This is a genomic window from Embleya hyalina (genome assembly GCF_003967355.1).
In the GTDB taxonomy this organism is placed as follows: domain Bacteria; phylum Actinomycetota; class Actinomycetes; order Streptomycetales; family Streptomycetaceae; genus Embleya; species Embleya hyalina.
This window is the reverse complement of sequence record NZ_BIFH01000029.1, coordinates 80,418-107,034: the sequence shown is the minus strand read 5'-3', so window position 1 is coordinate 107,034 and position 26,617 is coordinate 80,418. Positions and strand designations below refer to the sequence as shown.

Annotated in this window: 26 protein-coding genes; 10 read left to right on the top strand and 16 right to left on the bottom strand. The window is 72.8% G+C overall.

The genetic code is table 11. The features are described 5' to 3' along the window. Positions 1-64: 64 nt before the first annotated feature. Positions 65-529: a DUF4442 domain-containing protein gene (locus EMA17_RS31760; protein ID WP_126640610.1), complete on the bottom strand. Its 465-nt coding sequence runs from the start codon at positions 527-529 to the stop codon at positions 65-67. Between the two features lie 99 nt (positions 530-628). Here EMA17_RS31760 and EMA17_RS31755 point away from each other — a divergent pair, with 99 nt between their 5' ends. Further along, positions 629-1,435 carry an enoyl-CoA hydratase/isomerase family protein gene (locus EMA17_RS31755; protein ID WP_126640609.1) on the top strand — a complete coding sequence of 269 codons (807 nt, stop codon included), beginning with the start codon at positions 629-631 and terminating at the stop codon, positions 1,433-1,435. A 22-nt stretch (positions 1,436-1,457) separates the two neighbouring features. Here EMA17_RS31755 and EMA17_RS31750 read toward each other — a convergent pair whose 3' ends face one another. Then, positions 1,458-1,817 carry a hypothetical protein gene (locus tag EMA17_RS31750; RefSeq protein WP_126640608.1) on the bottom strand — a complete coding sequence of 120 codons (360 nt, stop codon included), beginning with the start codon at positions 1,815-1,817 and terminating at the stop codon, positions 1,458-1,460. A gap of 412 nt (positions 1,818-2,229) precedes the next feature. Between EMA17_RS31750 and EMA17_RS31745 the strand changes: the two genes are divergently transcribed. Beyond that, positions 2,230-2,751: a hypothetical protein gene (locus tag EMA17_RS31745; protein WP_126640607.1), complete on the top strand. Its 522-nt coding sequence runs from the start codon at positions 2,230-2,232 to the stop codon at positions 2,749-2,751. Positions 2,752-2,903: 152 nt separating this feature from the next. On the opposite strand, the gene EMA17_RS31740 is transcribed toward EMA17_RS31745, so the two are convergent. Genes EMA17_RS31740 through EMA17_RS31730 form a run of 3 tightly spaced genes read right to left on the bottom strand, consistent with a single transcriptional unit; the run spans position 2,904 to position 6,324 of the window. Continuing rightward, on the bottom strand, positions 2,904-3,650 hold the full coding sequence (locus tag EMA17_RS31740; RefSeq protein ID WP_126640606.1) for a succinate dehydrogenase/fumarate reductase iron-sulfur subunit: 747 nt from the start codon (positions 3,648-3,650) through the stop codon (positions 2,904-2,906). Then, positions 3,647-5,605, bottom strand: coding sequence for a fumarate reductase/succinate dehydrogenase flavoprotein subunit (locus EMA17_RS31735; RefSeq protein ID WP_126640605.1), 1,959 nt, complete (start codon positions 5,603-5,605; stop codon positions 3,647-3,649). Before EMA17_RS31735 ends, EMA17_RS31740 begins: the two co-directional genes overlap by 4 nt. A gap of 5 nt (positions 5,606-5,610) precedes the next feature. After that, positions 5,611-6,324 carry a succinate dehydrogenase cytochrome b subunit gene (locus EMA17_RS31730; protein ID WP_174861463.1) on the bottom strand — a complete coding sequence of 238 codons (714 nt, stop codon included), beginning with the start codon at positions 6,322-6,324 and terminating at the stop codon, positions 5,611-5,613. Positions 6,325-6,412: 88 nt separating this feature from the next. Here EMA17_RS31730 and EMA17_RS31725 point away from each other — a divergent pair, with 88 nt between their 5' ends. Beyond that, positions 6,413-7,342, top strand: coding sequence for a LysR family transcriptional regulator (locus EMA17_RS31725; protein ID WP_126640604.1), 930 nt, complete (start codon positions 6,413-6,415; stop codon positions 7,340-7,342). 42 nt (positions 7,343-7,384) lie between these two features. Here EMA17_RS31725 and EMA17_RS31720 read toward each other — a convergent pair whose 3' ends face one another. Continuing rightward, positions 7,385-7,834, bottom strand: coding sequence for a PaaI family thioesterase (locus tag EMA17_RS31720; protein WP_246127025.1), 450 nt, complete (start codon positions 7,832-7,834; stop codon positions 7,385-7,387). A 69-nt stretch (positions 7,835-7,903) separates the two neighbouring features. Between EMA17_RS31720 and EMA17_RS31715 the strand changes: the two genes are divergently transcribed. Then, positions 7,904-8,632 carry a TetR/AcrR family transcriptional regulator gene (locus EMA17_RS31715; protein ID WP_126640603.1) on the top strand — a complete coding sequence of 243 codons (729 nt, stop codon included), beginning with the start codon at positions 7,904-7,906 and terminating at the stop codon, positions 8,630-8,632. Between the two features lie 398 nt (positions 8,633-9,030). Here the strand turns inward: EMA17_RS31715 and EMA17_RS31710 are convergent, their stop codons facing one another. Beyond that, complete coding sequence (locus EMA17_RS31710) at positions 9,031-9,606, bottom strand: TerD family protein (RefSeq protein ID WP_020548622.1); 576 nt, start codon at positions 9,604-9,606, stop codon at positions 9,031-9,033. Positions 9,607-9,872: 266 nt separating this feature from the next. Continuing rightward, positions 9,873-11,834: a sensor histidine kinase gene (locus tag EMA17_RS31705; protein WP_126640602.1), complete on the bottom strand. Its 1,962-nt coding sequence runs from the start codon at positions 11,832-11,834 to the stop codon at positions 9,873-9,875. A gap of 306 nt (positions 11,835-12,140) precedes the next feature. On the opposite strand from EMA17_RS31705, the gene EMA17_RS31700 reads away from it, so the two are divergent. Then, the gene (locus EMA17_RS31700; protein ID WP_246127024.1) at positions 12,141-14,216 is read left to right on the top strand and encodes an MMPL family transporter; all 2,076 of its coding nucleotides are present in this window, start codon (positions 12,141-12,143) and stop codon (positions 14,214-14,216) included. Between the two features lie 40 nt (positions 14,217-14,256). Here EMA17_RS31700 and EMA17_RS31695 read toward each other — a convergent pair whose 3' ends face one another. Genes EMA17_RS31695 through EMA17_RS31670 form a run of 6 tightly spaced genes read right to left on the bottom strand, consistent with a single transcriptional unit; the run spans position 14,257 to position 20,822 of the window. Further along, complete coding sequence (locus EMA17_RS31695; protein WP_126640600.1) at positions 14,257-15,720, bottom strand: sensor histidine kinase; 1,464 nt, start codon at positions 15,718-15,720, stop codon at positions 14,257-14,259. Positions 15,721-15,730: 10 nt separating this feature from the next. Beyond that, the gene (locus EMA17_RS31690; RefSeq protein ID WP_126640599.1) at positions 15,731-16,459 is read right to left on the bottom strand and encodes a response regulator transcription factor; all 729 of its coding nucleotides are present in this window, start codon (positions 16,457-16,459) and stop codon (positions 15,731-15,733) included. Next, entirely contained in the window at positions 16,460-17,239 is a 780-nt protein-coding gene (locus EMA17_RS31685) for a hypothetical protein (protein ID WP_126640598.1), read from the bottom strand. Between the two features lie 39 nt (positions 17,240-17,278). Continuing rightward, complete coding sequence (locus EMA17_RS31680) at positions 17,279-18,499, bottom strand: ABC transporter permease (protein WP_126640597.1); 1,221 nt, start codon at positions 18,497-18,499, stop codon at positions 17,279-17,281. Beyond that, positions 18,496-19,272 carry an ABC transporter ATP-binding protein gene (locus EMA17_RS31675; protein WP_126640596.1) on the bottom strand — a complete coding sequence of 259 codons (777 nt, stop codon included), beginning with the start codon at positions 19,270-19,272 and terminating at the stop codon, positions 18,496-18,498. The genes EMA17_RS31680 and EMA17_RS31675 overlap by 4 nt, the downstream gene beginning before the upstream one ends. Beyond that, entirely contained in the window at positions 19,269-20,822 is a 1,554-nt protein-coding gene (locus EMA17_RS31670; protein ID WP_160161634.1) for an efflux RND transporter periplasmic adaptor subunit, read from the bottom strand. Before EMA17_RS31670 ends, EMA17_RS31675 begins: the two co-directional genes overlap by 4 nt. Before the next feature lie 269 nt (positions 20,823-21,091). Here EMA17_RS31670 and EMA17_RS31665 point away from each other — a divergent pair, with 269 nt between their 5' ends. From EMA17_RS31665 to EMA17_RS31645, 5 genes are all read left to right on the top strand, one after another. Next, positions 21,092-21,688, top strand: a complete 597-nt coding sequence (locus EMA17_RS31665; RefSeq protein WP_126640594.1) for a hypothetical protein — start codon at positions 21,092-21,094, stop codon at positions 21,686-21,688. Positions 21,689-21,910: 222 nt separating this feature from the next. Continuing rightward, positions 21,911-22,522: a hypothetical protein gene (locus tag EMA17_RS31660; protein WP_126640593.1), complete on the top strand. Its 612-nt coding sequence runs from the start codon at positions 21,911-21,913 to the stop codon at positions 22,520-22,522. 67 nt (positions 22,523-22,589) lie between these two features. Continuing rightward, positions 22,590-23,105, top strand: a complete 516-nt coding sequence (locus EMA17_RS31655) for a pyridoxamine 5'-phosphate oxidase family protein (protein WP_126640592.1) — start codon at positions 22,590-22,592, stop codon at positions 23,103-23,105. A 99-nt stretch (positions 23,106-23,204) separates the two neighbouring features. Continuing rightward, positions 23,205-23,762 (top strand): TetR/AcrR family transcriptional regulator, encoded by a 558-nt coding sequence (locus EMA17_RS31650; RefSeq protein WP_126640591.1) that lies wholly within the window; start codon positions 23,205-23,207, stop codon positions 23,760-23,762. 71 nt (positions 23,763-23,833) lie between these two features. Next, on the top strand, positions 23,834-25,399 hold the full coding sequence (locus EMA17_RS31645; RefSeq protein ID WP_246127023.1) for an MFS transporter: 1,566 nt from the start codon (positions 23,834-23,836) through the stop codon (positions 25,397-25,399). 121 nt (positions 25,400-25,520) lie between these two features. On the opposite strand, the gene EMA17_RS31640 is transcribed toward EMA17_RS31645, so the two are convergent. Both EMA17_RS31640 and EMA17_RS31635 read right to left on the bottom strand, forming a co-directional pair. After that, entirely contained in the window at positions 25,521-25,991 is a 471-nt protein-coding gene (locus tag EMA17_RS31640; RefSeq protein ID WP_218043127.1) for a GNAT family N-acetyltransferase, read from the bottom strand. Positions 25,992-26,075: 84 nt separating this feature from the next. Continuing rightward, positions 26,076-26,483, bottom strand: a complete 408-nt coding sequence (locus EMA17_RS31635) for a VOC family protein (protein WP_126640589.1) — start codon at positions 26,481-26,483, stop codon at positions 26,076-26,078. Positions 26,484-26,617: the final 134 nt, after the last annotated feature.

The window sequence follows — 26,617 nt, the reverse complement described above, 5'->3', positions numbered from 1 at the left end:
GCAAGTACGTGATCGGGATCTTCCCGACCGGGTACGGGGCCTTGCCTGCCCGAGTGTGCGGGACTTACGCGCGGTGGGGGCGCAGCGTCCAGGTGACGGTCATCTCCGCGGTGGTCACGCCCGCCTCGTCCCGAACGGTGATCGCCACCACGAATTCCGGTCGGGTGCCCGCGTCCAGTTCGGCGATCACCTCGGCGGCGGGGCGGCCGAGCCGGGCCTCGGCCAGCACCGGACCGCGCGCGATCTTGAGGTAGCGGATGGTGGAGTCCACCGCGAGCGGGGTGGCCCGGCCCAACTGGTCGCCGAACGCGGCGATCACGATGGCGCCGGAGGCGGACTCGGCGAGGGTGAACATCGCGCCCGCGTGCGGACCGCCGATGTGGTTGTGGTGCGCGGGCTCGTCCGGCAGGCGCAGCACCGCCCGGTCGGCGGCGAGTTCCACGAACTCCAGGCCGAGGGTGCGTACGAAGGGCACCGAGGCACGCAGGCCCTCGGCGACGGCATCGAAGTCGATCGTCGATTCGCTCATGGGCGCGATGCTACCCGCAGGTAACTTCGTCCGGGGCGGCGCCTCGCGCCCGAGGTGTGGACGTTTCCTTCACCGGGCCAATCTGCTTGACTGAGTCACATGAAATACGTGCGCGTCGAATACCCCGAACCCCGCCTCGCCGTGGTCTGCCTCAATCGCCCGGACCGCCTCAACGCCCTGTCCGCGACCATGGTCGCGGACGTGAAGACGGCCTTCGGTGCCCTGCACCGCGAGCGCGGGATACGCGCGATCGTGCTGACCGGCGAGGGGCGCGGTTTCTGCTCGGGCGCCGACCTGTCCGGCGACCCCGACCACGCGCCCGACGCCGAGGACCGCGGCCCGGTCGGACACGTCTACCGTTCGCAGGAACACCTGTCCGAGCTGATCCTGGCCGTACACGAGTGCGAGAAGCCGGTGATCGCGGCCGTGCACGGCGCGGCGGTGGGCGGCGGTCTGGCCCTCGCGCTGGCCTGCGACCTGCGCGTGGCGGACGAGAGCGCCCGCTTCGGCTCGGTGTTCATCAAGGTCGGCCTGTCGTCCGCCGACGTGGGCACCAGCTACCTGCTCCCACGCCTGGTCGGTCCCACCCGCGCCGCCGAACTGATGCTCACCGGACGCCACTTCGACGCCGCCGAGGCGGACCGGTACGGCCTGCTCAACGCCCGCACCGAGGCGGGCGCACACGTGTCCGCCGCCCTCGACCTGGCCCGCGCGATCGCGGCCAACAGCGAATACGGCGTCTGGATGACCAAGAAGGGCCTGTGGTCCGGGATCGGCGCCTCCTCGCTGCGCCAACAGATCGAACTGGAGAACCGCACCCAGGTCCTGGGCACCTTCACCGGCAACATGACCGAGGCCGCCGTCGCCTTCCGCGAACGCCGCACACCCGTGTGGCGGGACATGTGAGCCACAAGCGGCGACCCGCGCCTCACCCGGCCCCGACCGGGCCCGGCACCGGCCACCGGAACACCCGGCCGGCCGCCGCCGCGTGCTCGCCCGGATTCGCCGCGAGTCGCACCTGCTCCAGTGCCCCTCCACGCGCGTCGCGCCCCGCGGCGACCCGGGTCAGGTAGCCCGCCTCGGCCAACTCGGCCAGATAGCCCGCGATCGACGCCACGCTCTCTCCCGGGCGCGAACCCAGCACCCGGGGATCGGGCCGGGCCCCGTCGGGCAGCAGCAACAGATACACGGCCAGACCGCGGGCCGACACGCTCAACCGGGCGTCCTTGAGCAGGGCGTCGTGGGACCCGAGCCCCGAATCGCCGTCCCCACCCCAGATCCGCCTCATGCCCCGAGTCTCGAATACGGTCCACCCCCAGGGGGCAAACCGCACAACCCCTCCACAAACGAGTGACCAAAGGTTTGCACGGCCGCCCACGGTGCGGGCGCGGCCACGTTCGGAGAGCGTCGACCCGCTGTGGCCGCCCGACACCCCGGCCCGATCACCGCCGCCCTCAACGCGCGGGGCCGGGCCCGTGGGTGAATCGGCGCGGCTTCTCCCGCCGACCCGTGGGGCTTTGCCGAACCGGTCCGGCAACCCATCCGACCCGGCGGCAACTCCCGCCCCGAAAGCCGGACTTGGCCCCACATACGCGCAGGTCGCGGCGGGCCCGATGTCGGTGCCGGGTGGGATGCTGGACGCATGGGTTGAGCGCCACCGCGGCCGACCCGCCGCGGCTCGACGCAGAGGAGGATCCTCCATGTCCACGATCAACACCATGACCCGGCTGACCCCCGTGAAACCCGCGACCGTGCGCCGGGCCCTGACCCGGATCGACACCAAGACCGTGCGCACCCACCCCGACGGCGGGCGGCCCGGCGCACCCGGCATCTCGCTGCGCACCCTGGCCACCCTCCAGCGCGGCCGACTGGTCCGCCTCGGCACCGAAGTACCGCTGCGCGGCCGGAACATGGGCATCACCCGCGCCGGTCGCCAGGCGCTGATCGCCCGCGGCCGGCACCGCAAGGGCGCGTGGGCCGCGCTCCTGGACCAGGAACTGACCTGGACCACCGCGGGCGGTGACGTGCTGGAGATCGCCGACATGCACCCGTACCACTGTGCCAACGCCGCCGCCTGGCTCCAGCGCAACGCGGCGGCGATCCGCGCCGACGCCGACCCGCGCCGACGCGGCGACCCGGTCGCCTGGATCGACGAGACCCCACTCCTGCGCGCCCTGGTCGCCGCCGTCGCGGAGGTCCTTCCGCCCGGCCCGTCGCGGTAGTTCCCCGGCGCCGAGACCCATCCGACCCACCGCCCGCCCGCCCACCGATCCGGGTGGGCGGGCCCCTCGCCGCCCCGACCGCGCGAAACCCGCACCGACTCCGGCCGGGGCGGCGCTCGAAACCACCCGACCCGGCCGGCGCGCGAGGTTGGTTATCGGCCGCGCCGGACGGCGCCGAGGACGTCGGCGTTGAAGCGGCCGATGACGCCCAGGGGGATGCCCTTCGGGCAGACCGCCGTGCATTCGCCCGTGTTCGTGCAGCCGCCGAAGTCCGCCTCGTCGTGGGCGTGGATCATCGCGTCGACCCGGGTGTCCTGTTCCACCTTTCCCTGGGGGAGCAGGCCCAGGTGGGTGGCCTTGGCGGCGGTGAACAACATCGCCGAGCCGTTCGGGCACGCCGCCACGCACGCCCCGCAGCCGATGCAGGTCGCGGCCTCGAACGCGGCGTCCGCGTCCGCCTTGGGGATCGGCGTGGCGTGGGCCTCGGGCGCCGAGCCGGTGGGCGCGCTGACGTAGCCGCCCGCCTCGATGATCCGGTCCAGGCCGCCACGGTCCACCACCAGGTCCTTGACCACCGGGAAGGCCGCGGCGCGCCACGGTTCGACGTCGATGCTCTGCCCGTCCCGGAAGTGGCGCAGGTGCAACTGGCAGGTCGTGGTGGCCTTCTGCGGCCCGTGCGGCACCCCGTCGATGACCAGGCTGCACGCCCCGCAGATGCCCTCGCGACAGTCGTGGTCGAACGCCACCGGCTCCTCGCCCGACTCGATGAGCCGTTCGTTGAGCACGTCGAGCAGTTCCAGGAACGACATGTCGGCCGACGCGTCGGGAACGTCGTAGGCGACCATGCCGCCCCGGTCCTTCGGACCCTTCTGGCGCCAGATGCGCAGGGTGAGCTTCATGCGTAGTTCCTCGTGGCCAGGGTGACGTTGTCGAAGGCGAGTCGTTCGCGGTGCAGGACCGGCGGGCCGTCCGTGTACTCCCAGGCGGCGACGTAGGCGAACGAGTCGTCGTCCCGGGCCGCCTCTCCGCCGGGGCTCTGGTGCTCGGCGCGGAAGTGGCCGCCGCAGGACTCCTCGCGGTGCAGCGCGTCCAGGCACATCAGTTCGGCCAACTCCAGGAAGTCGGCCACCCGGCCGGCCTTCTCCAGGGACTGGTTCAGCCCCGCCCCGCCGCCGGGCACCCGCAACCGCGCCCAGAACTCGGCCCGCAACTCCGGGATCCGCGCCAGCGCCTCGCGCAGCCCGGCCGCGTCGCGCTCCATCCCGCACTTGTCCCACATCAGCAGGCCCAACTCGCGGTGGAAGTGGTCGGCGGACAGGTCGCCGTCGACCGCGAGCAGCCGCTTGACCCGGTCCTGGACGCCCTGTTCGGTCGCCACCACCTCCGGATCGTCCGCGTCCACCGCCCCGAACGGCCCCGCCGCCAGGTAGTGGGTGAGCGTGGTCGGCAACACGAAGTAGCCGTCGGCCAGCCCCTGCATCAGCGCCGAGGCGCCCAGCCGGTTCGCGCCGTGGTCGGAGAAGTTGGCCTCGCCGATCACGAACAGCCCGGGGATCGTGGACTGGAGGTCGTAGTCGACCCACAGGCCGCCCATCGTGTAGTGCACGGCCGGGAAGATCCGCATCGGCACGGTGTACGGGTCCTCGCTGGTGATCCGCTCGTACATCGCGAACAGGTTGCCGTACTTCTCCTCGACCGTCGCCACGCCCAGCCGCTCGATGGCGTCGGCGAAGTCGAGGTAGACGCCGAGCCCGCCCGGACCCACCCCGCGCCCCTCGTCGCAGACCCGCTTGGCCGCGCGCGAGGCGATGTCGCGCGGGACGAGGTTGCCGAACGCCGGATACATGCGCTCCAGGAAGTAGTCCCGCTCCGCCGCCGGGATCTCGCCCGGCGCGCGGGTGTCGCCGCCGGCCACCGGCACCCACACCCGACCGTCGTTGCGCAGCGACTCGCTCATCAGGGTGAGCTTGGACTGGTGCGCGCCGGAGACCGGGATGCAGGTCGGGTGGATCTGGGTGAAGCACGGGTTGGCGAACAGCGCGCCGCGTCGATGCGCCCGCCAGATCGCGCTCGCGTTGCACCCCATCGCGTTCGTGGACAGGAAGTACGCGTTGCCGTAGCCGCCGGTGGCCAGCACCACGGCCTCGGCCAGGTGGGTGGAGACCTCGCCGGTGACCAGGTCGCGCACCACCACGCCGCGCGCCCGCCCGTCCACCACCACCAGGTCCAGCATCTCGGTGCGCGCGTGCACGGTGACGTTGCCGGCCGCGACCTGGCGCGACATCGCCTGGTACGCGCCGAGCAACAACTGCTGACCGGTCTGGCCGCGCGCGTAGAACGTCCGGGAGACCTGGGCCCCGCCGAACGAGCGGGTGTCGAGCAGACCGCCGTAGTCGCGCGCGAACGGCACGCCCTGGGCCACGCACTGGTCGATGATCCGCGTACTCGTCTCGGCCAGCCGGTGCACGTTGGACTCGCGGGCGCGGAAGTCGCCGCCCTTGATCGTGTCCTTGAACAGCCGGGCCACGCTGTCCCCGTCGCCCCGGTAGTTCTTCGCGGCGTTGATCCCGCCCTGCGCGGCGATGCTGTGCGCCCGGCGCGGCGAGTCCTGGTAGCAGAACGAGACGACCGGGTGGCCGAGTTCGGCCAGCGTCGCGGCGGCGGAGGCGCCGGCCAGGCCGGTGCCGACCACGATCACCGGCAGTCGGCGCCGGTTGGCCGGATTGATCAACCGCGCGCCCAACCGGCGCCGCTCCCAGCGCTCGGCCAACGGGCCCTCGGGCGCGGCGTGGTCGGCGATCTCGGCGCCGACGGTGTAGTGCGCGTACTCGGTGTGTCCGGTGTGCTCGGCCATCTCGTTCACCCCACGATTCCGACGGTCACGGCGAACGGCACGGACAGGAATCCGGCCGTCATCGACACGGCGTAGCCGGTCGCGATCCGACCCGCCAGGCGCTCGGTGCCCGGTCGCCGCCGGCCCAGGGTGCGGGTCATGCTCCACACGCCGTGGCGCAGGTGGAATCCGACCGCCACCACGGCGACCGTGTAGATCACGGTGATGTACCAGTGCTCGAAGTCGGCGGTGACGTTGGTGTACGGCTTGCCGGCGGCGCCGGTCGGGTTGGCCACCCCGACGGTCAGGTCGAGCAGGTGGTAGACCACGAACAGGGCGATGATCACCCCGCCCCAGCGCATCGTGCGGGCCGCGTAGGAGCCCTGTACGGGCGGGCGGTGTACGTACTTGACCGGACGGGCCCGCCTGGCCCGTCGGGTGAGCAGGATCGCCATCGCCATGTGCACGACCACGCTCACGGTCAACCCGACGCGGATGATCCACAGGGCGCCCTCGTGTGGCACCAGCGGCTCGCCGATGGTGCGCAGCCAGTGCGCGTAGTGGTCGAAGCTCGACTCGCCGAAGAAGATCTTCAGATTGCCCAGCATGTGGGCGGTCAGGTAGGCAAGGAGCACGGCACCGCTGAGCGCCATCGCGATCTTCATCGTCACGGTGGAGCGGTGCGACGCTCCCTGCCTGCGCCGTCCGGCGGAGCCGGGAGCGCGGGTCAGGGTCGCCATGTCGTCGACGGTAGGGGGATCGACGTCATGCCGTCCAAGATCGGAAATGCCTTGTTTCGATAGCCACAGGCTATGCAAGGCTTGATCCATGCAGTTCCAGCAGCTCGTCTACTTCGTCGCGGTCGCCGAGACCCGGCACTTCACCCGCGCGGCGGTTCGCACGCACGTCGCGCAGCCGTCGTTGTCCAAGCAGATCCGGGCCCTGGAGCACGAGTTGGGGGCGGAGTTGTTCACGCGGGTGCGGGGCAACATCGCGCTCACCCCGGCGGGGGAGCGGCTGCTGCCGATCGCGCGGCGGATCCTGGCCGACGTGGACGTGGCCCATCTGGAGGTGGCCGAGCTGGTCGGACTGCGCTCGGGGCGGGTCCGGATCGGGGCCACGCCGTCGTTGTCGGCGAGTCTGCTGGCCGAGGTGCTGCGCAGTTTCCAGGACCGCTACGCCGGGATCCGGCTCCTGGTCGACGAGAACGGCTCGCGCGACCTGGTGCGCGCGCTGCTGCGGGGTGATCTGGACCTGGCGCTGATCGTGGTGCCGCCGCAGGGGGTCGGCGCGGCGCTGACCACCGAGCCGCTGCTGCGCGAGGACCTGGTGCTCGCGGGTCGCCCGCCGGTGGCCGGCCCGAGCGTGCCGATCGCGGCGCTGCGGGGGGTGCGCCTGGTCATGTTCCGGGACGGCTACGACCTGCGCGAGGCGACCCTGACGGCGTGTCACGAGGCGGGGTTCGAGCCGGAGTTCGCGATCGAGGGCGGTGAGATGGACGCCGTCCTGCGGTTCGTCGAGGTGGGCCTGGGACCGGCCATCGTGCCGAGCATGGTGCTGGCCGGGCGACCCGGCCTGACCGCGACGCCGCTGGCCCCGCCGGGCCTGTCCCGCACCATCGCGCTCGCGCATCGCAGCGACGCCGCGCTCACCCACGCGGCGCGGGCGTTCCGGGAGGAGCTGGTGGCGTTCCTGACCCCCGAACGACTGCCGGTGGGCGTCGAGCGCATCGGGCGGGCGACGACCCCGGACGGGTGACGCCCGCCGGAGGCGGTCTCGGCCGAGCGCCCGGAGTCGGTCTCAGCCGAGTGTCATGATCAGGCACGTCGTGGTCGCCGTCGCGAGCAGCCGGCCCCGGTCGTCGGTGAGTTCGGCCTCGGCGGTGCGGATGGTGCGGCCCCGGTGCACGACCCGACCCTCGGCGCGCAGCCTGCTGCCGTCCAGCGGGCCCGGGCGCAGGTAGCGCACGGAGATGTCGAGCGAGGTGTAGCCGGTCGCGGGCGGCAGCGTGGTGTGCACCGCGCAGGCCATCGCCGAGTCGAGCAGGGTGGCGGCGATGCCGCCGTGCATGGTGCCGATCGGGTTGGCGAACTCGGGTCGCGCGCTCGCGCCGAAGACGACCCGGCCGTCCTCGACCTCCTCGGGCGTCATCCCGATGAACGGGCCGATCCCCGTGGGCATGCCGTGGTCCCGCAGGGCCAGCAGCTGTTCCAGACCGGTCGGTCCCGTGGTCGACGACATAGTGCTCATCCCGAACCCCTCATCTGAGTTGACGCTGTCAAGTTGACAACGTCAACTCGCCGGCTGTCAACTGGGCGCGTGCCCGACACCCGTCGATCCCGTGCCCGCGCCCGACCCGGCGACGGGGCGCTGCTGCGCGGCGAGATCCTGTCCGCCGCCACCGCCCTGCTCGACGAGGCCGGCGACGAGTCCGCGCTGACGCTGCGCGCGGTGGCCGCCCGCGCCGGGGTGACCACGCCCTCGGTGTACCTGCACTTCGCGAACAAGCGGGAACTGGTCGACGCGGTGTGCCTGGCGGTCTGGGAGGACCTGGGGCGGCGGATGCGCGACGCGGGGGCGGGGGTCGAGGACCCGTACCAGGCGATGCGTCGACACGGCGCCGCGTTCGTCCGCTTCGGGCTCGAACACCCGGTGCAGTACCGCCTGTTGATGATGCGCCCGCGCTCGGGCGAGGAGGCCGAGTGGAGCGCGGCCGACGCGTGCCTGGCCTACGTCGGCGAGGCGATCCGGCCGTGTCTGGAGGCGGGCGTCCTGGTCGGCGACCCGACCCGGCTGGCGTTGCAGATGCTGGCCGCGCTGCACGGCCTGGTGGCGCTGTATCTGGCCCGGCCCGACTATCCGTGGCCGGACGACGTGGAGACCATGGCCGACGAGGTGACCCGAATGGCGGGGCTCGGCTCGGCGCTGGCCGGGCGGCTGCGCGGGCCCGGTCCGGCGCCCACCGCCGGCGCGTTCACGGCGGCGTTCGACGCGCTCGCCGATCGGCTGCGGCCGGATCCGGCCGCCGGGCCCGACGGGCGAGGGTGAGGGCGGCGGGCCGCTCCCGTGGGGCAGGAGGGGAGACGGCCGCGCGTCCGACGGTCGAGGGTCAGCGACCCTTGCGCTTGTCCGCCTGCTTCTTCACCTTGTCGACGATCGACTTGACCTTGTCCGGGTTCTGCTTGGCGTAGTCGGTCGCCTTCTTGATCAGCTTGTCGAGACCGGCCATGACGCCCACTCCTTGTTCCTCGCGGGGCGATCGGGTCGCCACCGCCGCGGTTCGGTGTTGCTCTGGTTCAGGATCAACCGCGGACCGGGCCGAATCGTTCCCCCGGGCCGATTCGTTCCCCCGAGGCGACGGCGGGGTCGCACCGGAAACGGTGCGACCCCGCCGCGCGGCGTGTCCGCGGGCCGTGCGCGAGCGGATCCCCGGACGGGGAGCCGGCTCAGACGTTGACGCCGAAGTCCTTCGCGATGCCCGCGAGACCGGAGGCGTAGCCCTGGCCGACGGCGCGGAACTTCCACTCGTTGCCGTTGCGGTACAGCTCACCGAAGACCATCGCGGTCTCGGTGGACGCGTCCTCGGTGAGGTCGTAGCGCGCCAGTTCGTTGTTGTCGGCGCGGTTGACCACGCGGATGTACGCGTTGCGGACCTGGCCGAACGACTGGTCCCGGGCCACCGCGTCGTGGATGGAGACCGGGAAGACGACCCGCTGCACGTCGGCCGGCACCGAGGCCAGGTCGACGTTGACGGTCTCGTCGTCGCCTTCGCCCTCACCGGTGAGGTTGTCACCGGTGTGCTGGACCGAGCCGTCGGGGCTGGTCAGGTTGTTGTAGAAGACGAAGTGCAGATCGGACAGCACCCGACCGTCGTTGCCGAGCAGCAGCGCGCTCGCGTCGAGGTCGAAGTCCGCACCGGTCGTGCTGCGCGCATCCCATCCGAGACCCACCGCGACGGCGGTGAGGCCGGGCGCGGCCTTGGACAGGGATACGTTGCCGCCCTTGGCGAGACTGACTCCCATGGCAGTGCTTCCTTCCCTCGTGCATATTCGGGGTACGGGCGGATCGGGTGACCACCGCGACGGCCGCCCACCGGGGTAAATCTACAGGAATGTAGAAGTCCGATGTGCGCCGCCGTGACGCGCGGGTGACGCGCATCGTGCGATCGCCCATGCAGTGATACCCCATCCCACCACGGGTGGACGACAACGGGCTGCCGAACTGTGGGCGCGGTTCCGTCGATTCCGCCACATCCGCCGTCGTGGTGGGGGTTCGGGACGTCCGCGAATCATCCGCGCGCGGGCTCCGTCGGCTCGCCGCCGGGTATGCGCCCGGGGGTCCGGCCCGGTATTCGGGCGGCCAGTCGAAAGCCCCCGTCGACCACGCCGGCGGACAACGTGCCCCCCTCGGCCGCCAGTCTGCGTCCGAGCGAGCCCAGACCCATGCCCGCCGCGGTCGGCGCCGGACCCACCGGGGCACGGACCCCGTCGTTGGTCAGCACCAACACCACCTCGCCGCACGGGGCCACCGACGCGGTGATCGCACACCGGCTCGCGTCGCTGTGCCGCAGCACGTTGGTGGTGCCCTCGCGCAACACGGTGGCCAGCGCGGTGTCCACGCCGACCGGCAACGCGCCGACCTCGACCGAGACCTCCACCGCCATCCCGGCCGCCGCCAGCACGTCCCGGGCGGAGCGCGCCTCCACGGCCAGCGACATCCCGCGATACCCGCCCGCGACCGTGCCCACGTCGGCCAGCGCCTGCCGGGCCATGGTCAGCCCCTGGGCGACCCGCTCCGCCGCCGACTCCGGGTCCCGATCGGCCAGCCGCAGCGCCAGCTGACTCTCCAACACCAGCGCGGACAGGCTGAACCCGAGCAGGTCGTGCAGATCGTGCCCGAACCGCAGCCGCTCGCGGGCCACCCGCACGGCCGCCAACTCGGCGCGCGCCGCGTTCAACGCCCGCGCCACGTCGGCCATCCGCACCAGCCCGTACACCAGCGCGGCCCGCTCCAGGATCCACACCACGTGGTAGACGTGGTCGAGCGCGGTCGGACTCCACGTCCCGAAGTACAGGTCGTGGCAGGCGAACCCGATCACCGCGAGCACCCGCCACGGCCCGCGCAGCAGTACCAGCGCGATGCCGGCCAGGAACAGTCCCAGTGACCACGTCTTCGCGTCGAACACCGTCAGCGGGACGTACGCGAGCGCGACCTGCGCCGCGAACGTCCACCGCCACCCCCGGGGCCGACCGGTCGAGGCCGGCGTGCAGTTGCGGATGTACAGCGCGACGAAGCCGGCGAGCAGCAGCAGGAACAGCGCCTGCCGCGCGGGGGAGTAGTGGCTCGCCGCCAGCATCCGTACCGGCAGCGGCACCACGATCAGCACCAGGATCACCACCCGCAGCACCGACACCGCCCGCGGCGTCGGCTCGACCGCGATGGCCGGCGGCGGCGTGCCCGCGACGCTCTTGTGCGCGTGCGCGTAGGCGCGCACCTCGGTCATCGCGCCCCGGGCCTCGGCCAGCGCCTCGGTCAGCGCCGCCCGGGCCCGCTCCGGACATTCGCGCAGTTCGGCGACCAGCGCCTCGCCGCGCTCGACGATGCGGGTCAGACTGGCCCCGACCCCGTCGGTCAGGTGCCGGGTGAAGCGCAATCGCTCGCGGGCCACCTCGGCGTCGGCGAGCGCGGTGCGCGTCGCGGCCAGCGCGGCCACCAGATCGGTGAGCCCGGCCAGCGCGTACACCGCGAGCCCGACCAGCGCGGCCTGGCCGAAGACCAGATACAGCGCCTCGACCACGGTGGGCCGCACCGCGAGACCCACCGGCACCTGTACGGCCACCACCGCCGCGAACCCGGCCCAGCCCGCCCACGCGGGCCGGAGCAGCAGCAGCGCGGCGCCGGCCAGGAAGCCCGGGTTGCCGTACCAGGTGTCGTGGAACCAGATCATCGGCACATAGGTGAGCACCGCCTGCGCGCCCAGCGTCCAGACCCAGCCGCGCGGCCGGGAGCCGTCGGCCGGCCGTACGCAGTTGCGCATGTGCAGGGCGACCAGGGCGAGCAGCATGGCCAGCGCGGTGGCCTCGGCCGTCGTGGACAGCCGGGTCGACTGGACCAGGCCGACGAAGCCGCCGAAGAAGAAGCCGCAGGTCACGGTCGCGACCACGACGCGCGCGAGCAGCGGCGCCCACGCGGCGTCGTCCCGGGGACCGGCGGCGATCCGCGGCACGCTGCGGCGACCCCTCGACGCCATGACTCTCCCGTGCTGATACCGGTGCGCTCGACGGACGCGATGTCGGGCCGCCCGTACACCCGGCCGCTCCCGCAACGGCAGGGCAAACCGTACCCACCGGACATCCGACCGTCACCCCGGGGCCCGATTCCCGCACCGGTCACGCGGTGTCACCCGCACGGATCACCCCGCCGGCGGGGCCGACCGGTCCGTTCGATGGTGACGAGAGGTGATCGGGATCCGGCACGAGCAGGAAGCGAGGCGCCCATGTTCGCGGCCCTGGGGGGATTTGTCGTTCGCAGGCCCTGGTGGGTCATCCTCGCGTGGGTGATCGCCGCCGGTGTGGTGATCGGCCTCGCGCCGAAGCTGACCTCCTCCACCGACGAGAAGAGCTTCCTCCCCAAGTCCTACGAGTCGGTCCGCGCCTCCGACCTGCGCGAGCGGGCGTTCCCGCAGCAGGAGAACGTGGGCGCGGTGATCGTCTTCCAGCGCACCGACGGCAAGCCGTTGACCCCGGCGGACAGCGCCGTGGTGGCGCGGGTCTCCACGGCGGTGGAGGCGCGGAAGATCAAGGACGTGCTGGGGGTGACGCCGGGCCAGGTCTCGCCGAACGGGCTGGTGCAGACCGCGATGGTGGCCATGCCGGAGGTCAAGGACCCCAACGACGAGACCCCGCAGGACGCGGTCGAGGCGATGCGCAAGGAGGTCAAGGCGCAGGTCGCCGGGACCGACCTGACCGCCGGGATCACCGGCTCCGCCGCCCAGGCGCTGGACGAACGGGACTCGTCCGAGACCGCCGGAACCCTGGTCGCGGTGGGCACGATCGTGATCATCGTGCTGCTGTTGCTGATCATCTTCCGCAGCCCGATCATCGCGCTGCTTCCGGTGGTGATCATCGGATTGATCTCGCCGATGGCCACCGGACTGATCGCGTCCGCCAACAAGGTCTTCGACATGAAGGCCGACAGCTCGATCGAACAGTTGCTCACCGTGGTGCTGTTCGGCGTCGGCACCGACTACGTGCTGTTCCTGCTGTTCCGCTATCGCGAGGTGCTGCGCGAGGGCGTCGACCCGAAGAACGGCATGGTGCGCGCGGTCTCCCGGGTGGGCGAGGCGATCGCCTCCGCCGCGGCGGCGGTGATCGTCGCGTTCGCCGCGCTGACCCTGTCCACCCTGGGGATGTTGCGCTCGATGGGGCCGGCGCTCGCGATCGCCGTGTTCGTGACGCTGCTGGCCGGACTGACGCTGGTGCCGGCCGTGGTCTCGCTGCTCGGCACGCGCGTGTTCTGGCCGTCCAAGTCCTGGCGGGTGGCCCCGCACGGCACCGGCTTCGCCCGACTCGGGCGCGGGATCGGCCGCCGCCCGGTGGTGTTCGCGGTGGCGTCCGCGCTGGTGATGGGGGTGCTCGCGATCGGCGCGCTGGGCTACAAGGCCAACTTCGACCTCGCCGGCTCCTCGCTGCCGTCGAACAAGGAGTCGGTCAAGGCGATGAAGAACCTGGAGAAGGGCTTCCCGCCGGGGACCACCGATCCGACCGAGGTCTACCTCGAGTCCACCACCGGCCGGCCGCTCACCCCGCAGGAGCGGGCCGCCTTCGAGGCGGAGCTGCGCGGGGTGAAGGGGGTCGGCTCGGTGGCCGAGCCGGTGCTCACCCCCGACCTGGCGACCGCGTTCTACTCGGTGGTGCTCTCCGACTCGCCGGCCACCGACGCGGCGCTGTCCACGGTGAAGGACCGGCTGCGGCCGACCATGCACCGGGCCGCGCCGGCCGGCACCGAGGCGCTGGTGGGCGGGATCACCGCGGTCTACGTGGACATCAACCGCGCGGTGGACCGGGACTACTCGGTGGTCTTCCCGGTCGCGGCGGTGTGCATCATGATCATCCTGGGACTGCTGCTGCGCAGCCTGGTCGCGCCGTGGTATCTGATGGCCTCGGTGGCGCTCGGGTTCGGCGCCACCCTCGGGGCGACCTCGGTGTTGTTCCAGAAGATCGGGGACCAGCCCGGACTGATGTTCATGCTGCCGGTGATCATGTACCTGTTCGTGGTCGCGCTGGGCACCGACTACAACATCCTGATGGTGTCCCGACTGCGCGAGGAGGCCCGCGAGGGGCACAACCCGCACGACGCGGCGGCCGTGGCGGTCAAGCACTCCGGGCCCACCATCGCCGCCGCCGGCGTGATCCTGGCGGGCACCTTCGCCACGCTGATGCTCGCGGGCAACTCGACGCTGTCCCAGATGGGCTTCGCGCTCTCCAGCGGGATCGCGATCGCGGCCTTCATCATGGCGCTGATCTTCACGCCGAGCCTGACCGCGCTGATCGGCCACACGGCGTGGTGGCCGGGGCACGGGGACACCAAGCCGGCGGGGGAGAAGGAGCGGGCGGGCGCGCCGGTGGGCTGAGGGGCGGGGCGGTCGGGACCGTCGGGCCGCCGGTCCCGGGTCAGGGCAGCAGCACCCGGAACGCCGCGCCCTCGGCCGGGGCGGTGCGTACCTCCACCCGGCCGCCGTGCGCGTCGACCAGGGCGGCGACGATGGCCAGGCCGAGGCCGGAACCGCCGCCGGCGGCGCGACTGCGCGAGGAGTCGACCCGGTAGAAACGTTCGAACACGCGCTGGGCGTGGGCCGGGGTCAGGCCGGGGCCGGCGTCGGCGACCTCCAGGGCCGCGCACCGGTCCGGCGGTCCGGTCCGGCCCACCGCGATCCGGATCGTGGTACTGGCCGGGGTGTGGGTCAACGCGTTGGAGACCAGGTTGGCCACCACCTGGCGCAGCCGGGACTCGTCGCCGAAGACCGTCACCGGATGCGCCGGGCCGCCGTCCAGGCCGGTCAGGGTCACCGTGCGGTCCGGGGCCAGGGTCTTGATGTCGTGCACCGCGTCGGCGGCCAGGATGCGCAGGTCCACCGGCTCGTTGCACAGCGGCCGCTGCTCGTCCAGGCGGGCCAGTTGCAGCAGGTCCTCGACCAGGCCGCCCATCCGGATCGCCTCGTCCTCGATGCGCCGCATCGTGCGGGCCACCTCGGCCGGATCGGTGAGCGCGCCCATCCGGTACAACTCGGCGAAGCCGCGCACGCTGGCCAGCGGGGTGCGCAGCTCGTGCCCGGCGTCGGCGACGAACCGGCGCATCCGGGTCTCCGACTCGGCGCGGGCCGCGAACGCGGTCTCGATCTGGGCCAGCATGCCGTTGATCGACGTGGACAACCGGCCGATCTCGGTGCCGGGCGCGGGTACCGGGACCCGGTGGGACAGGTCGCCCGCCGCGATCGCCGCCGCCGTCTCCTCGATCCGGCGCAGCGGACGCAGCCCGCCGCGCAGCGCGAACCAGCCGGCCGCGGCCAGTACGGTCAGGCAGGTCAGGCCGATCAGCAGGCACACCGTGCGCATCCGGTCGACCGTCGCCCGGACGTCGTTCAGCGGCTGGGCCAGCACCACGCTGCCCTCGCCGCCCGCCGTCGGCACCGCGAGCACCCGCCAGCGGGTGTCGCCGGACATCGAGTCGGTCTCGAACGGACGCCGGCCCAGCGCCGCCACGGTGACCGTGTCCAGGCGGGGCAGCCGCGGGCCCAACTCCTCCTCGGCGCCGGGCGAGCGCACCCGCTGGCGGGTGGTGCCGTCGGGGTTCAGGTACTCGGCCACGATCCGGCTCGGCAACACGCCGAACGCCCGCCCGCGACCGCCGGGCGGCGGCGGCCCGTTGCCGCGCGGTTCGCCGGGGGACTCGGGCGGACGGTACGCCATCCCCCGTGCGGCCTGGCCCAGTTGCCGGTCCACCTGGTCGGTGAGGTAGCCGCGCAGCGAGCCCACCACGACCGTCTGGCTGACCAGCAGGGCGACGGCGACCAGGGTCATCGCGATGATCAGCACGCGGACGCGCAGCGACGATCGGCTCGGGTGCGGGAGGCGCATTCCGGCGCCGTCAGGCCGACGGCTGCGGGCGCCGCAGCACGTATCCGACCCCGCGCACGGTGTGGATCAACTTGCCGCCGCCGACGTCGAGTTCGATCTTGCGGCGGAGGTAGCTGATGTACGACTCGACGATGCTCAGATCGCCGCCGAAGTCGTACTGCCAGACGTGGTCCAGGATCTGCGTCTTGGACACCACCCGGCCGGTGTTGAGCATCAGGTAGCGCAGCAGTTTGAACTCGGTGGGCGACAGCGACACCGGCCGTCCGCCGCGCAGCACCTCGTGGCCGTCGGGGTCGAGTTCCAGATCGGCGACCACGATCCGGTTGGAGGAGGTCGGCACCGTCTCGCCGCCGTGCACCCGGCGCAGCACCGCGTGGATCCGGGCGATCAACTCCTCGAGGCTGAACGGCTTGGTGACGTAGTCGTCCCCGCCCAGGGTCAATCCGGTGATCTTGTCCTTCGTGGTGTCCTTCGCGGTCAGGAACAACACCGGCAGGCGGGTGCCGTCGGCACGCAGTCGGCGCACCACCTCGAAGCCGTCCAGGTCGGGGAGCATCACGTCGAGCACGACCAGGTTCGGCCGACATCGCGCGACTGCGGCCAGCGCGTCGGCGCCGTCGGCCGCCGAGTCGACCTCGAATCCGGCGAAACGCAGGCTGGCGGAGAGCAGTTCACGGATGTTCGGCTCGTCGTCGACGACGAGCAGGCGGGTGCGGGTGCCCTCGGCGGGCGTGGTCATCTAGCCCGCCCCGCCGGTCGCGCCGCCGGTGCCGCCCGCGGGGCCCGCCGTGCCCGCGCCGCCGCGGCCGAGCGGAGCGGTGCCCTGGGCGACGGAGGTCGCGGTCACCGCGCCGTCGGCGCCGGTCGCGCCGCGCACCACGACGGTGTCGCCCGGCTTGAGGTCGACGGTGCGCCCGTCGCGGGTCACCTGGATCTTCGTTCCGGCGTCGGTCTTCACCTTCACGATGTTGCCGGCCGAATCTGAGACATAGATGAAAGAGTCGTCGACGACCTTCACGGTCCCGGTGGTCAGATCGGAGCCGGAGCCGGAGCCCGCGCCGGACGTGGTGCCGCCGGCCGGCGCGGCCGCGCGGCCTCCGCCCGGTTGGGTGCCGTTGCCGCCGCCGGCGGTGCGGGCGGTGAAGGGGTTCGCGCCCTGCTGCGCCGCACCCTGCCCGGTGCCGCCGCCGGCGTGGTCCTTCTGTACCTCGACGCCGGCGAGGAAGCCCGCGGACAGCAGCACGCCCGCGCCCAGGGCCAGGGTCAGTGCGGGCAGTCGGCGGCGGGGCGGGGCGGCCAACTCGTCGGCGACGTCGCGGGCGGCGGGCGGTCGGGCGAGGATGTCCTCCGGCGACTCGTCCGGAGCGGGGCCGGCGGCCGGTTCGGCGCGGAAGCCGCCGACGAAGTCGGTCGGCTCGTGCGCGGGGGATGCGGGCGCGCCGGGATCGGGCGCCGGCTCGCCCGGGACGGGGTCGAGCGGGCGGGTGTCGTGCGGGTCGAGGCCGGGCTTCGGCGTCATGGTCGGGATTCTCCTCCGGAACGGCGGTGGGTGGTCGGGCTATTCGTGCCGCAGCGCCTCGATCGGCCGCAGCGCGGCGGCGCGCGCGGCCGGGTAGCCGCCGAAGAACAGGCCGATGGCGACCGACACGGCGAACGAGCCGACCACCGAACTCGGCACCACGACGGGCGTGATCCCGACCACCTCGAAGCGGGCCGCGAACAGCCCGGCGGCCACCCCCAGTCCGCCGCCGATCACCGACAACAGCGTGGATTCGGCGAGGAATTGGCCCAGGATCGCCCCGCGCGGCGCACCGATCGCCTTGCGGATGCCGATCTCGCGGGTGCGTTCGGCGACCGTCACCAGCATGATGTTGGTGATGCCGATCCCGCCGACGAGGAGCGAGATCGCGGCCACCGCGGCGAGCAGCACCGTGAAGGTCTTGTTGGTCTCGTCGTTGGCACTCAGCAGCGACTGCTGGTTGGTGATCCGAAAGTCGCTCTGCGCCGAATCGGTGATCCGGTGCCGGTTGTTCAGGATCGAGGTGACCTCGTCCTGGGCGAGCGTGGTGTCGTCGGAGGAGGTGGCCTGTACGGCGATCGCGGACAACGAACCGTAGCCGGTCAGGCTGTCGCGCATGGTGGTCACCGGGAGCACGATGGTGTCGTCGGAGTCGGCCGCGCCGTTGCCGCCCTTGGTGCGCAGGACGCCCGCGACGCGGAACGGCACGCCGCCGACCAGGATTTCCTTGTCGATCGGGTTCTCCGTGCCGAACACGTTCTCCACCGTGGTGCTGCCCAGGACCGCCACCCGACGCCGGGAGTCCACGTCGTCGGCGCCGAACAGCGCGCCCCGGCCCAGGTCGTGGTTGGTGGTGGCGAACCAGTCCGGTGTGGTGCCGACGATCTGGGACACGGTGACCGACTGGCCGGCGTAGGTGACGCTCTGGGACGTGGTCTGCACCGGGGCGGCCGACTTCACGTGCGGGGCCAGGGTCTTGTCGACCAGCGCCCGGGCGTCCTCGGGAGTGAGGTCCTTGAGCGTGCCGCCCTGTCCGGCCGCGCCGAATCGCCCGCCGCCCGCGGTGTGCGAGACGGTGAGCAGGTTCGTGCCGAGGCGCTGGATGGAGGCCTGTACCGACTTGGACGAGCCGTTGCCGACGGCGACGAGCAGGATCACCGCGCCGACCCCGATCAGTACGCCGAGCATGGTCAGCGCGGTCCGGATCTTGTTCGCGGCCAGGCCCAGGACGGCGAATCGGAGCACTTCGACGGGGTTCACCGACGGGGACCTTCCACGAGCGGGCCGGCCGCGACGGGCTCCGGCGCGGCCGGCGCGGACGCGGGGGATCGCCGGCGGTCGGATACCACCAGGCCGTCGACCAGGCGCAGGACCCGTTCGGCGCGGGCGGCGACCTCGTCCTCGTGGGTGATGACGACGATCGTGCGGCCGGCCTCGTGCAGCCGGTCCAGGATGCCCAGCACCTCGCGGGTGCTGTGGCTGTCCAGGTTGCCGGTGGGCTCGTCGGCGAGCAGCAGGGCCGGGGCGGTGACCAGGGCCCGGGCCAGCGCGACACGTTGTTGCTGGCCGCCGGAGAGTTCGTTGGGCGCGTGGTCGGCGCGATCGGACAGGCCGACCAGGTCGAGCGCGGCGCGGGCGCGGCGCCGGCGTTCCCTGGCGCGCACCCCCGCGTAGGAGAGCGGAAGTTCGACCTGGGCGCGCGCGGTGGTGCGCGGGATCAGGTTGAACGACTGGAAGACGAAGCCGATGCGGCGATTGCGGACCAGGGCGAGTTGGTGCTCGTCGAGCCGGCCGACGTCGAGGCCGTCGAGCAGGTAGCGGCCCGAGGACGGGACGTCCAGGCAGCCCAGGACGTTCATCAGGGTGGATTTGCCGGAGCCCGAACTGCCCATGATGGCCACGTATTCGCCGACCTCGATGGTCAGGTCGACGCCGCGCAGCGCCTGCACGGCGGCGGCGCCGTGCCCGTACGACCTGGTCACCGCGCGGACGTCGATCACCGGCGCGGGGCGGCCCCCGTGCGGCCCGCTCATCGTGAGCCGCCGCGCGGGAAGCCGCCGCCGGTCGCGCCGCCGTTGCCGCCGCCGGGGAAGACCCCGCCGCCGCCCGGGACTCCGCCGCCGGTACCGCCGCCGCGGGTGGATTGGCCGGAGCGGCCCGAGGTGGAACCGGTGGCGGCAACGGTGCCGATCACGATCTCGTCGCCCTCGGCCAGGCCGGAGAGGATCTGCGTGGTCTGGTCGCCCACCACGCCGAGGGTCACCGTGCGGCGCTGTTCGACGCCGTCCACGAGGACGCGTACCGAGGCGCCGGAGCCGCCGGTGCCGGCGGAACCGCTCGTGCCGCCGGTCACCGCTCCCGAGGGCACCTGGAGCGCGTTGTCCGCCTGGGCGACGATCACCGAGATGTTCGCGGTCTGGCCGGTGCGCAGCGTGGACACGTCGCCCTGGAGCGCGATGGTGGCGCCGTACTTGACCGAACCGGCCGACCCGCCGCTGTCCGGGAGCGGATTGACGCTCACCACCTTGGCGTTCAGCCGGATCGCGGAGTCGACGTTGAGGGTGACCGTGGCCGGCTGTCCCGCCTTGACCTTGGCCGCGTCGGCCTCCGAGAAGGACACCCGGCTCTCCATGCCGGTCGGGTTCGCGAGCACCACGAATCCGCTCGCCGTGCTGTTCGAGGACGCGGACGAGCCGCCCTGGCCGCCGGAACCGCCCGAGCCGGAAGAGCCGGAAGAGCCGGAAGAGCCGGTGGAGGCGCCGGTACCGCCCGAGCCGCCGGCGGAGACGCTGTCGCCGACCTTGCCCGACACCGAGGCCACCACGCCGTCGGAGGGGGCGATCAGGGTGCAGCCGTCCAGGACCCGTTGCGCGTCGGCGACCTTGTTGTTCGCCGTGACCAGGGCCGATTCGGCCTGGGTGACCGCCGCGGCGTCCACCGTCGTGCTCGGCGACGGGGTGGCCGTCGCGGTTTTGGTGACGGTGACGGTGACGGTCGGGTGCGGCTGGGCGACAGGGGTGGACGCGGACCCGGGCGGCGCCGTCGTGGGCGTGGCGGCGGGCACATCGCGGGAGGCGGTGCCGCCGCTGCGTACGGCCGTGTTCTCGATGCCGGAACTCTGGTTGCCACTGCCCTGGTTGCCGCTGCCACCGCCGTTGCTGCCGCCTCCGTTGCCGCCTCCGCTCTGGACCGGGGTGCCCGCGCGGGCCTTGGTCAGATTCGCCTGGGCCACGGTCACGGCCGACTTCGCCGCGTCCAGCGCCTCCCCGGCCTGGGCCGGATCGATCCGCGCCAGCACCTGGCCGGCGGTGACCCGGTCGCCCACCTTGACCGCGACCGCGGTGACCTTGCCCGCGGCGGTGAAGGCCACCCCCGTGTCGGAGGGCGAACTCAACGACCCGGACGCGGACACCGTGGCCATCACCGTGCCCTTGGTGACCTTGCCCGTACGCGCCCGGCCGGTGCGCGTCGATCCGCCCCCGTCGTCCACCGCCGCGTAGGCGAAGCCGGCGCCGGTGACCAACGCCGCGGCCAGGGTCAGATTGAGCAGGACCGACTTGCGTCGTAGTCGTACACGCCTCATGGCGGTCAAGACTGAACCGCACACGTACCGGAAGGCTGTCGGCCGTCTGGGAGTTGGCCGGCAACGCGACGGCGGATCGAGGCCGGAGGCCGGGCGCGTACCGGATGAAATCATTGCAATAACGACAAGTCTTCCGTGGGATTCGGCTCGGGCTCCCAGCGAACTCCCAGGCGGCGCGCGGCCAACCACCATCCCGCCGTGCTTGAGTCCGGGGCGGATGGGCGGTGCGTCGTCCGGCGGCCGATCCCGAGTCGCGTGGGAAGGACGTCATGACGAGGTACCCGGGTCGACCGGCATGGACCACGGCGGTAGTGCCGGTCGCCGCCTCGGCACTCGTGTTGCTGCTGGCCGGATGTGGGGGGAGCGGCGGCAGGAGCACGAGCGTCGCGGGTCCGTCGAGCGCGCCGAGCGCCGGTGCCGACGCCACGAAGGCGTACACCGACTGCCTGCGCGCGAACGGGGTCACGGTGCCGACCGGACGGCCGGGTGGGGGAGCCCGCCCGTCGGGTCGGCCCGATGGCACCGCCCGCCCATCCGATCGCCCGAGCCGCCCGGCCGGCGAACGCCCCTCGGGCTTCCCCGGCCGCCCACGCGCGACCGATCCCGCCCTGCGCAAGGCCGAGGAGACCTGCGCGACGCTGCGCCCCTCCCGCACACCGGGCGGCCGGGGCACCGCCGCCCCGAACGGCGGCCCGAACGACTCCGGCACCCGGGCGTTCGCGAGCTGCCTCCACGACCACCACGTCGACCTCCCCCCGGGTGGCCCGTCGGCCCTCGACCGCACGGACCCCGCGGTGGTCGAGGCCCTGAAGACCTGCGAGGCACTCCTGCCGACGACGAACCCGAGCCCGCCGGCCTCGTCGTAGCCGACGCCCGGGGGATCGAGGACACGCCGCGGCGCGGCGGGCGGCATGTGGTCGCGCGGCGGCGCGTTCCGCGTTCGGCCCGAATCCCGAACACCGCCGGGGGCGCGCCGCACCGTGCTCCGTATGGGTGAAGTCCGGGTCCGACGCGCCCGATCGGCTTTCGTCGGGGTCGCCGAAGCCGCGAGGTTGGTGATTTCGTCCCGCTTCCGGAAGGCGCCCCTGATGAACCGTCATCTCCGCGGCGGAGTCGGCGTGGTCGCCGCGCTCCTGTCCGCCTGCTCACTCGCCGCCGGCGCCCCCGTGGCCGCCGACGTCCGGCCCCCGCTGCCGCGGCCGAAGGCGTCCACCAACGCCGAGTTGCCGCCCTGGCCGGTGCCCGCCGACAGCGCGCGGCGCGGGGCCGACGCCGGACTGGCGCTGGACACGATGGAGGGCGCGAAGCAGCACTTCCACGTGCATCTGGACATCTTCGTCGGCCCGGAGCGCGTCGAGGTCGCCCCGAATCTGGGCATCGACCACACGTCCGGGCTGCTGGCCGACCTGCACACCCACGACAACAGCGGCGTACTGCACGTGGAGAGCCACGACGCGAACGCCCGCTTCGTCCTGGGCCAGTTGTTCGCGATGTGGAACGTCAGGTTCGACGACACCCACCTGGGCGCGCTCACCCCCGATGCCACGCACACCTATCGCACCTACCTCAACGGCGAGTCGGTGACCGGCGATCCGGCCCGGATCGAGCTGCGTCCGCACGACCAGATCTCGGTGATGTTCCAGGACGATCGGGTGCGGATCAAGCCGCCGGCCTCGTACGACTTCCCGATGGGCCTTTAGGGTCGCGCCCGTTCACGACAGTATGGGGTGGGTGTCGGGCCGTCACGACGAGACAGGGGTTGCCGCCATGACCGATCTGGAAACCGCGGCCCCGGCCTTCGTCGCCATGGCGCACTCGATCGTGTGGGCCTCGATCGCCACCGTGGACAGCGCCGGCCGCCCTCGCACCCGGATCCTGCACCCCTACTGGGTGTGGGAGCACGGTCGACTCACCGGTTGGGTGGTCACCGCGCCGACCGCGACCAAACGCGCGCACATCGCCCGCAACCCGTTCGTTTCCTGCAACTACTGGTCGCCCACGCACGACACGTGCGCCGCCGAGTGCCGCGCGGACCTGCTCTTCGACGAGGAGGTCCGCGAGCGGGTGTGGCACCTGTTCCGGGACACCCCGGAGCCGCTGGGCTACGACCCGGCCGGGGTGCCCGGGTGGGAGAAGCCCTCCTCGCCCGACTTCGCGGTGATGCGCCTGTCGCCGTGGCGGCTGCGGGTGTTTCCGGGCGCCGGGCTCAACGCCGGGCTCGGCGGCGCGGTGCTGACCTGGCAGGAACCCCGTCCGGAGCTGACCCCGCAGGGCGCGGGTTGACCCGACGCCACGGCGCGCCGCCCGATGGCACGGTGTGCCGGCTGAGCCTGTCACGTAATTCCTGAGACAAAGATGTCTCATCTGGGCTAGAGTTGATCCATGCCCACCGACAACGAGCAGGTGCTGCGCGCCGCCGTCACCCTGCTGCTCCGGCGCCCCGCCTCGTCCATGGACGAGATCGCCCGCGCGGCCGGGATCAGCCGGGCCACGCTGCACCGGATGTTCCCCGGCCGCCCGGCGCTGATCACCGCGCTCGGGGCGGAGGCCTCCGCCCGGATCGGGTGCGCGATCGACGCCGCCGACCTGAGCGCCGACGACGTACCGCGGGCGCTGCGCGACCTGGTCGAGCAGCTGATGCCCTGCGCCGACTACCTGGCGTTCCTGTACGGCGAGAGCTCGCTGGTCGGCGACCCGGACCTGGAGCGGGCCTGGGGCGTGATGGACGAGCAGGTGGCCGCCGTGGTCCGGCGCGGCCAGGAGAACGGCTCGATGCGGGTCGACCTCACCGCCCAGTGGGTCACCGAGGCGCTGTTCGCGTTCGTCGCCGCGGCTGGCTGGGCCGTGCACGAGGGCCGCCTCGCCGGCCGCGACGCGGCCCGCTCGGTCACCGAACTCCTGCTCGGCGGCGCCCGGCGTACCCCGGGCAACCCCGACTGACCCCCCGGGGCGACGCGACACCCGATCCGTCGCCCCACCCCTGGTTCCATCTCTTTTTTGGACTTTCGATCATGGCAGCTCCCACTTCCTCGATTCCCGCTCATACCGGCACCGGCGGCCCCGCCAAGGGCGCGCCGGGCCGCTGGATCGCGCTCGGCGTACTGACCCTGTCGGTGCTGCTCGTGGCGATCGACGCCACCGTGCTCGGCCTGGCCATCCCGTTCCTCAGCGAGGACCTGGAGCCGACCGGCACCCAGCTGTTGTGGATCGGCGACGTCTACTCCTTCGTCATCGCCGGTCTGCTGGTCACCGCCGGCACCCTCGGCGACCGGATCGGCCGCAAGAAGCTGCTGCTCTTCGGCTCGGCCGCGTTCGGCGCGCTGTCCGTGGCCGCCGCCTACGCGCCCAGCGCCGAGGCACTGATCGCCGCCCGGGTCGCGATGGGCGTCGCCGGCGCGTCGCTGATGCCCTCCACCCTGGCCCTGGTCCGCAACATCTTCCCCGACGCGCGCGAGCGCAGCTTCGCGATCGGCGTGTGGGGCGCGATGTCGATGGCCGGCGCCGCGTTCGGCCCGGTCGTCGGCGGCTTCCTGCTCGAACACTTCTGGTGGGGCTCGGTCTTCCTGATCAACCTGCCGGTGATGGCCGTACTGATCGCCGTCGGCGTCAAGATGCTCCCCGAGTCGCGCAACCCGAACCCGGGCCCGTGGGACATGCTCAGTGCCGCACTGTCCCTGGTCGGCATGATCGCGACCGTGTACGCGGTCAAGGAGGCCGCGACCCACGGCCTGCTGCGCCCCGACGTGTGGGCGGCACTGGCGATCGGGGTGACCGCGCTGGTGTGGTTCGGCCGCCGGCAGTTGTCGCTGCCGGTGCCGCTGCTCGACATGCGCCTGTTCCGCAACCGGGCGTTCTCCGGATCGGTACTGGCCGACCTGCTGACCGTGCTCGGCATGTCCGGGTTGATCTTCTTCCTGTCCCAGTTCCTCCAACTGGTCCAGGGGCGCAGCCCGTTGCAGGCGGGTCTGGCCGAGCTGCCGGCCACCGTCGGGGCGATCGTGTCGGGTCTGCTCGCGGGCGCGGCGGCCCGCCGGCTCACCCCGCGCGTGGTGGTGACGTCGGGCCTGACCGCGATAGGGCTGGCCCTGGGCGCGCTCACCGTGCTGGCCGAGGACACGCCGTACCTCTACCTGGGCGGCGTGCTGCTCCTGGTCGGTGTCGGCGCGGGCTTCTCGTTCACGGTCACCGCCGACCTGATCCTGGGCAGCGCGCCGAAGGAGAACGCGGGCGCGGCCTCCGCCGTCTCGGAGACCGCGTACGAACTGGGCGCGGCGCTGGGCATCGCGCTGCTCGGCTCGGTGGTCACCGGGATCTACCGGGGCCACCTGACGGTGCCCGAGGGGGTGTCCGGCCCGGCGGCCGACGGTGCGCGCGAGTCGCTCGCCGGCGCCGCCGAGGCGGCCGACACGGTGTCCGGGCAGGTCGCCGCCGACCTCACGCACTCGGCGAACGACGCGTTCCTGGAGGGACTGCGGATAGCGGCCGGCGCGGGCGCGGTGGTGCTGCTCGCCGCCGCCGTCGCGGCCTGGTTCATGCTGCGCGGCGCGCAGACCGCCGGGTCCGACGTGGAGCACTGACGGCCGGTCCGCCGGCGGGGGCGACCCCGCCGGCGAACCGGCCCGGCGCTCCCCCCGTCCACGAGCGCCGATCCCGGAAAACCGCCGCGACGACTCGCCCGGAGGATCCCCGGGAGCGTGCTCAGAGCGCCTTGGCGAAGCACATGCTGCTCGGGTAGTCCTTGTAGTAGCCGAACCCGGGTATGCGCTCGTATCCGGAGGACCGGTACAGCGCGATCGCCTCCGGCTGCTTGGACCCGGTCTCCAGGACCACCCGCAGCCGGCCCGCCGCGCGGGCGGTCTCCTCCAGGTGCGCGAGGATCACCCGGGACAGACCGCGCCCGCGGGCGTGCGGCACCACGTACATCCGCTTGAGTTCGGCGTCGCCGTCGCACAGGCTCGGGTCCTCCGGCGACGTGCCGCGAGCCCGCCAGCCCCCGCAGGCGATCGGGGCGCCGTTGTCGTACGCCACGCAGAACAGGCCCTCGGGCGGCAGGAATTCGGCCGGGTCCACCGCCGTCTCGTCGGGGTCGCCGTAGCGGTGCACGTATTCCTGCTGCACATCCGCCACCAGCTTGCGCACGTCGGGGTGGTCGTACCCCAGAGTCTTCATCTCCACGGCATGACGCTAGCCCGTGTGGGCGGCGCGATCGTCGGCGGGCCGGGCCCCGCGCCGGCCCGCCGACGCACGCGGACCTCAGACGTTCGGGCGGTAGCCGCCGAAGCTCCAGAGATTGCCCTCGGGATCGCGGACGGTGTAGCCGCGACCGCCGTAGTCCTGATCCTTCGGCTCGAGCACCACGGTCGCGCCCGCCGCCACCGCCCGCGCGCAGTGCGCGTCCACGTCGCCGTCGATCACGCCGTAGAGCGCCGAGCCGCCGACGGGCCACCGCAGCCGGTCGTCCCGTCCCTCCGGCGGGTTGCTGCCGAGCATCACCATGGCGTTGCCGAAGGTCAGTTCGGCATGTGCGACGGTGTCGCCGTCGCCCGGGACCACCATGACCGCGGTCATCCCGAACGCCTCCCGGAGAAAGGTGATCGCCGCCGTCGCGTCGTTGTAGCGCAGGGTCGGGACGAGGTCGGCGATCAGCGTGTTGTCGCTCATGGTGCGCTCCTTGCGGCCGGGTGTGGCGGCCTGTCGCGGTGGGTCCGGTGTGTGCCGGGCGGGTCGAGACCAGCTTCCGGCTGGTGACCCCTCGCGGTATTGGACAAACGGGAACGAGCCCCGCCGTGCCGCCG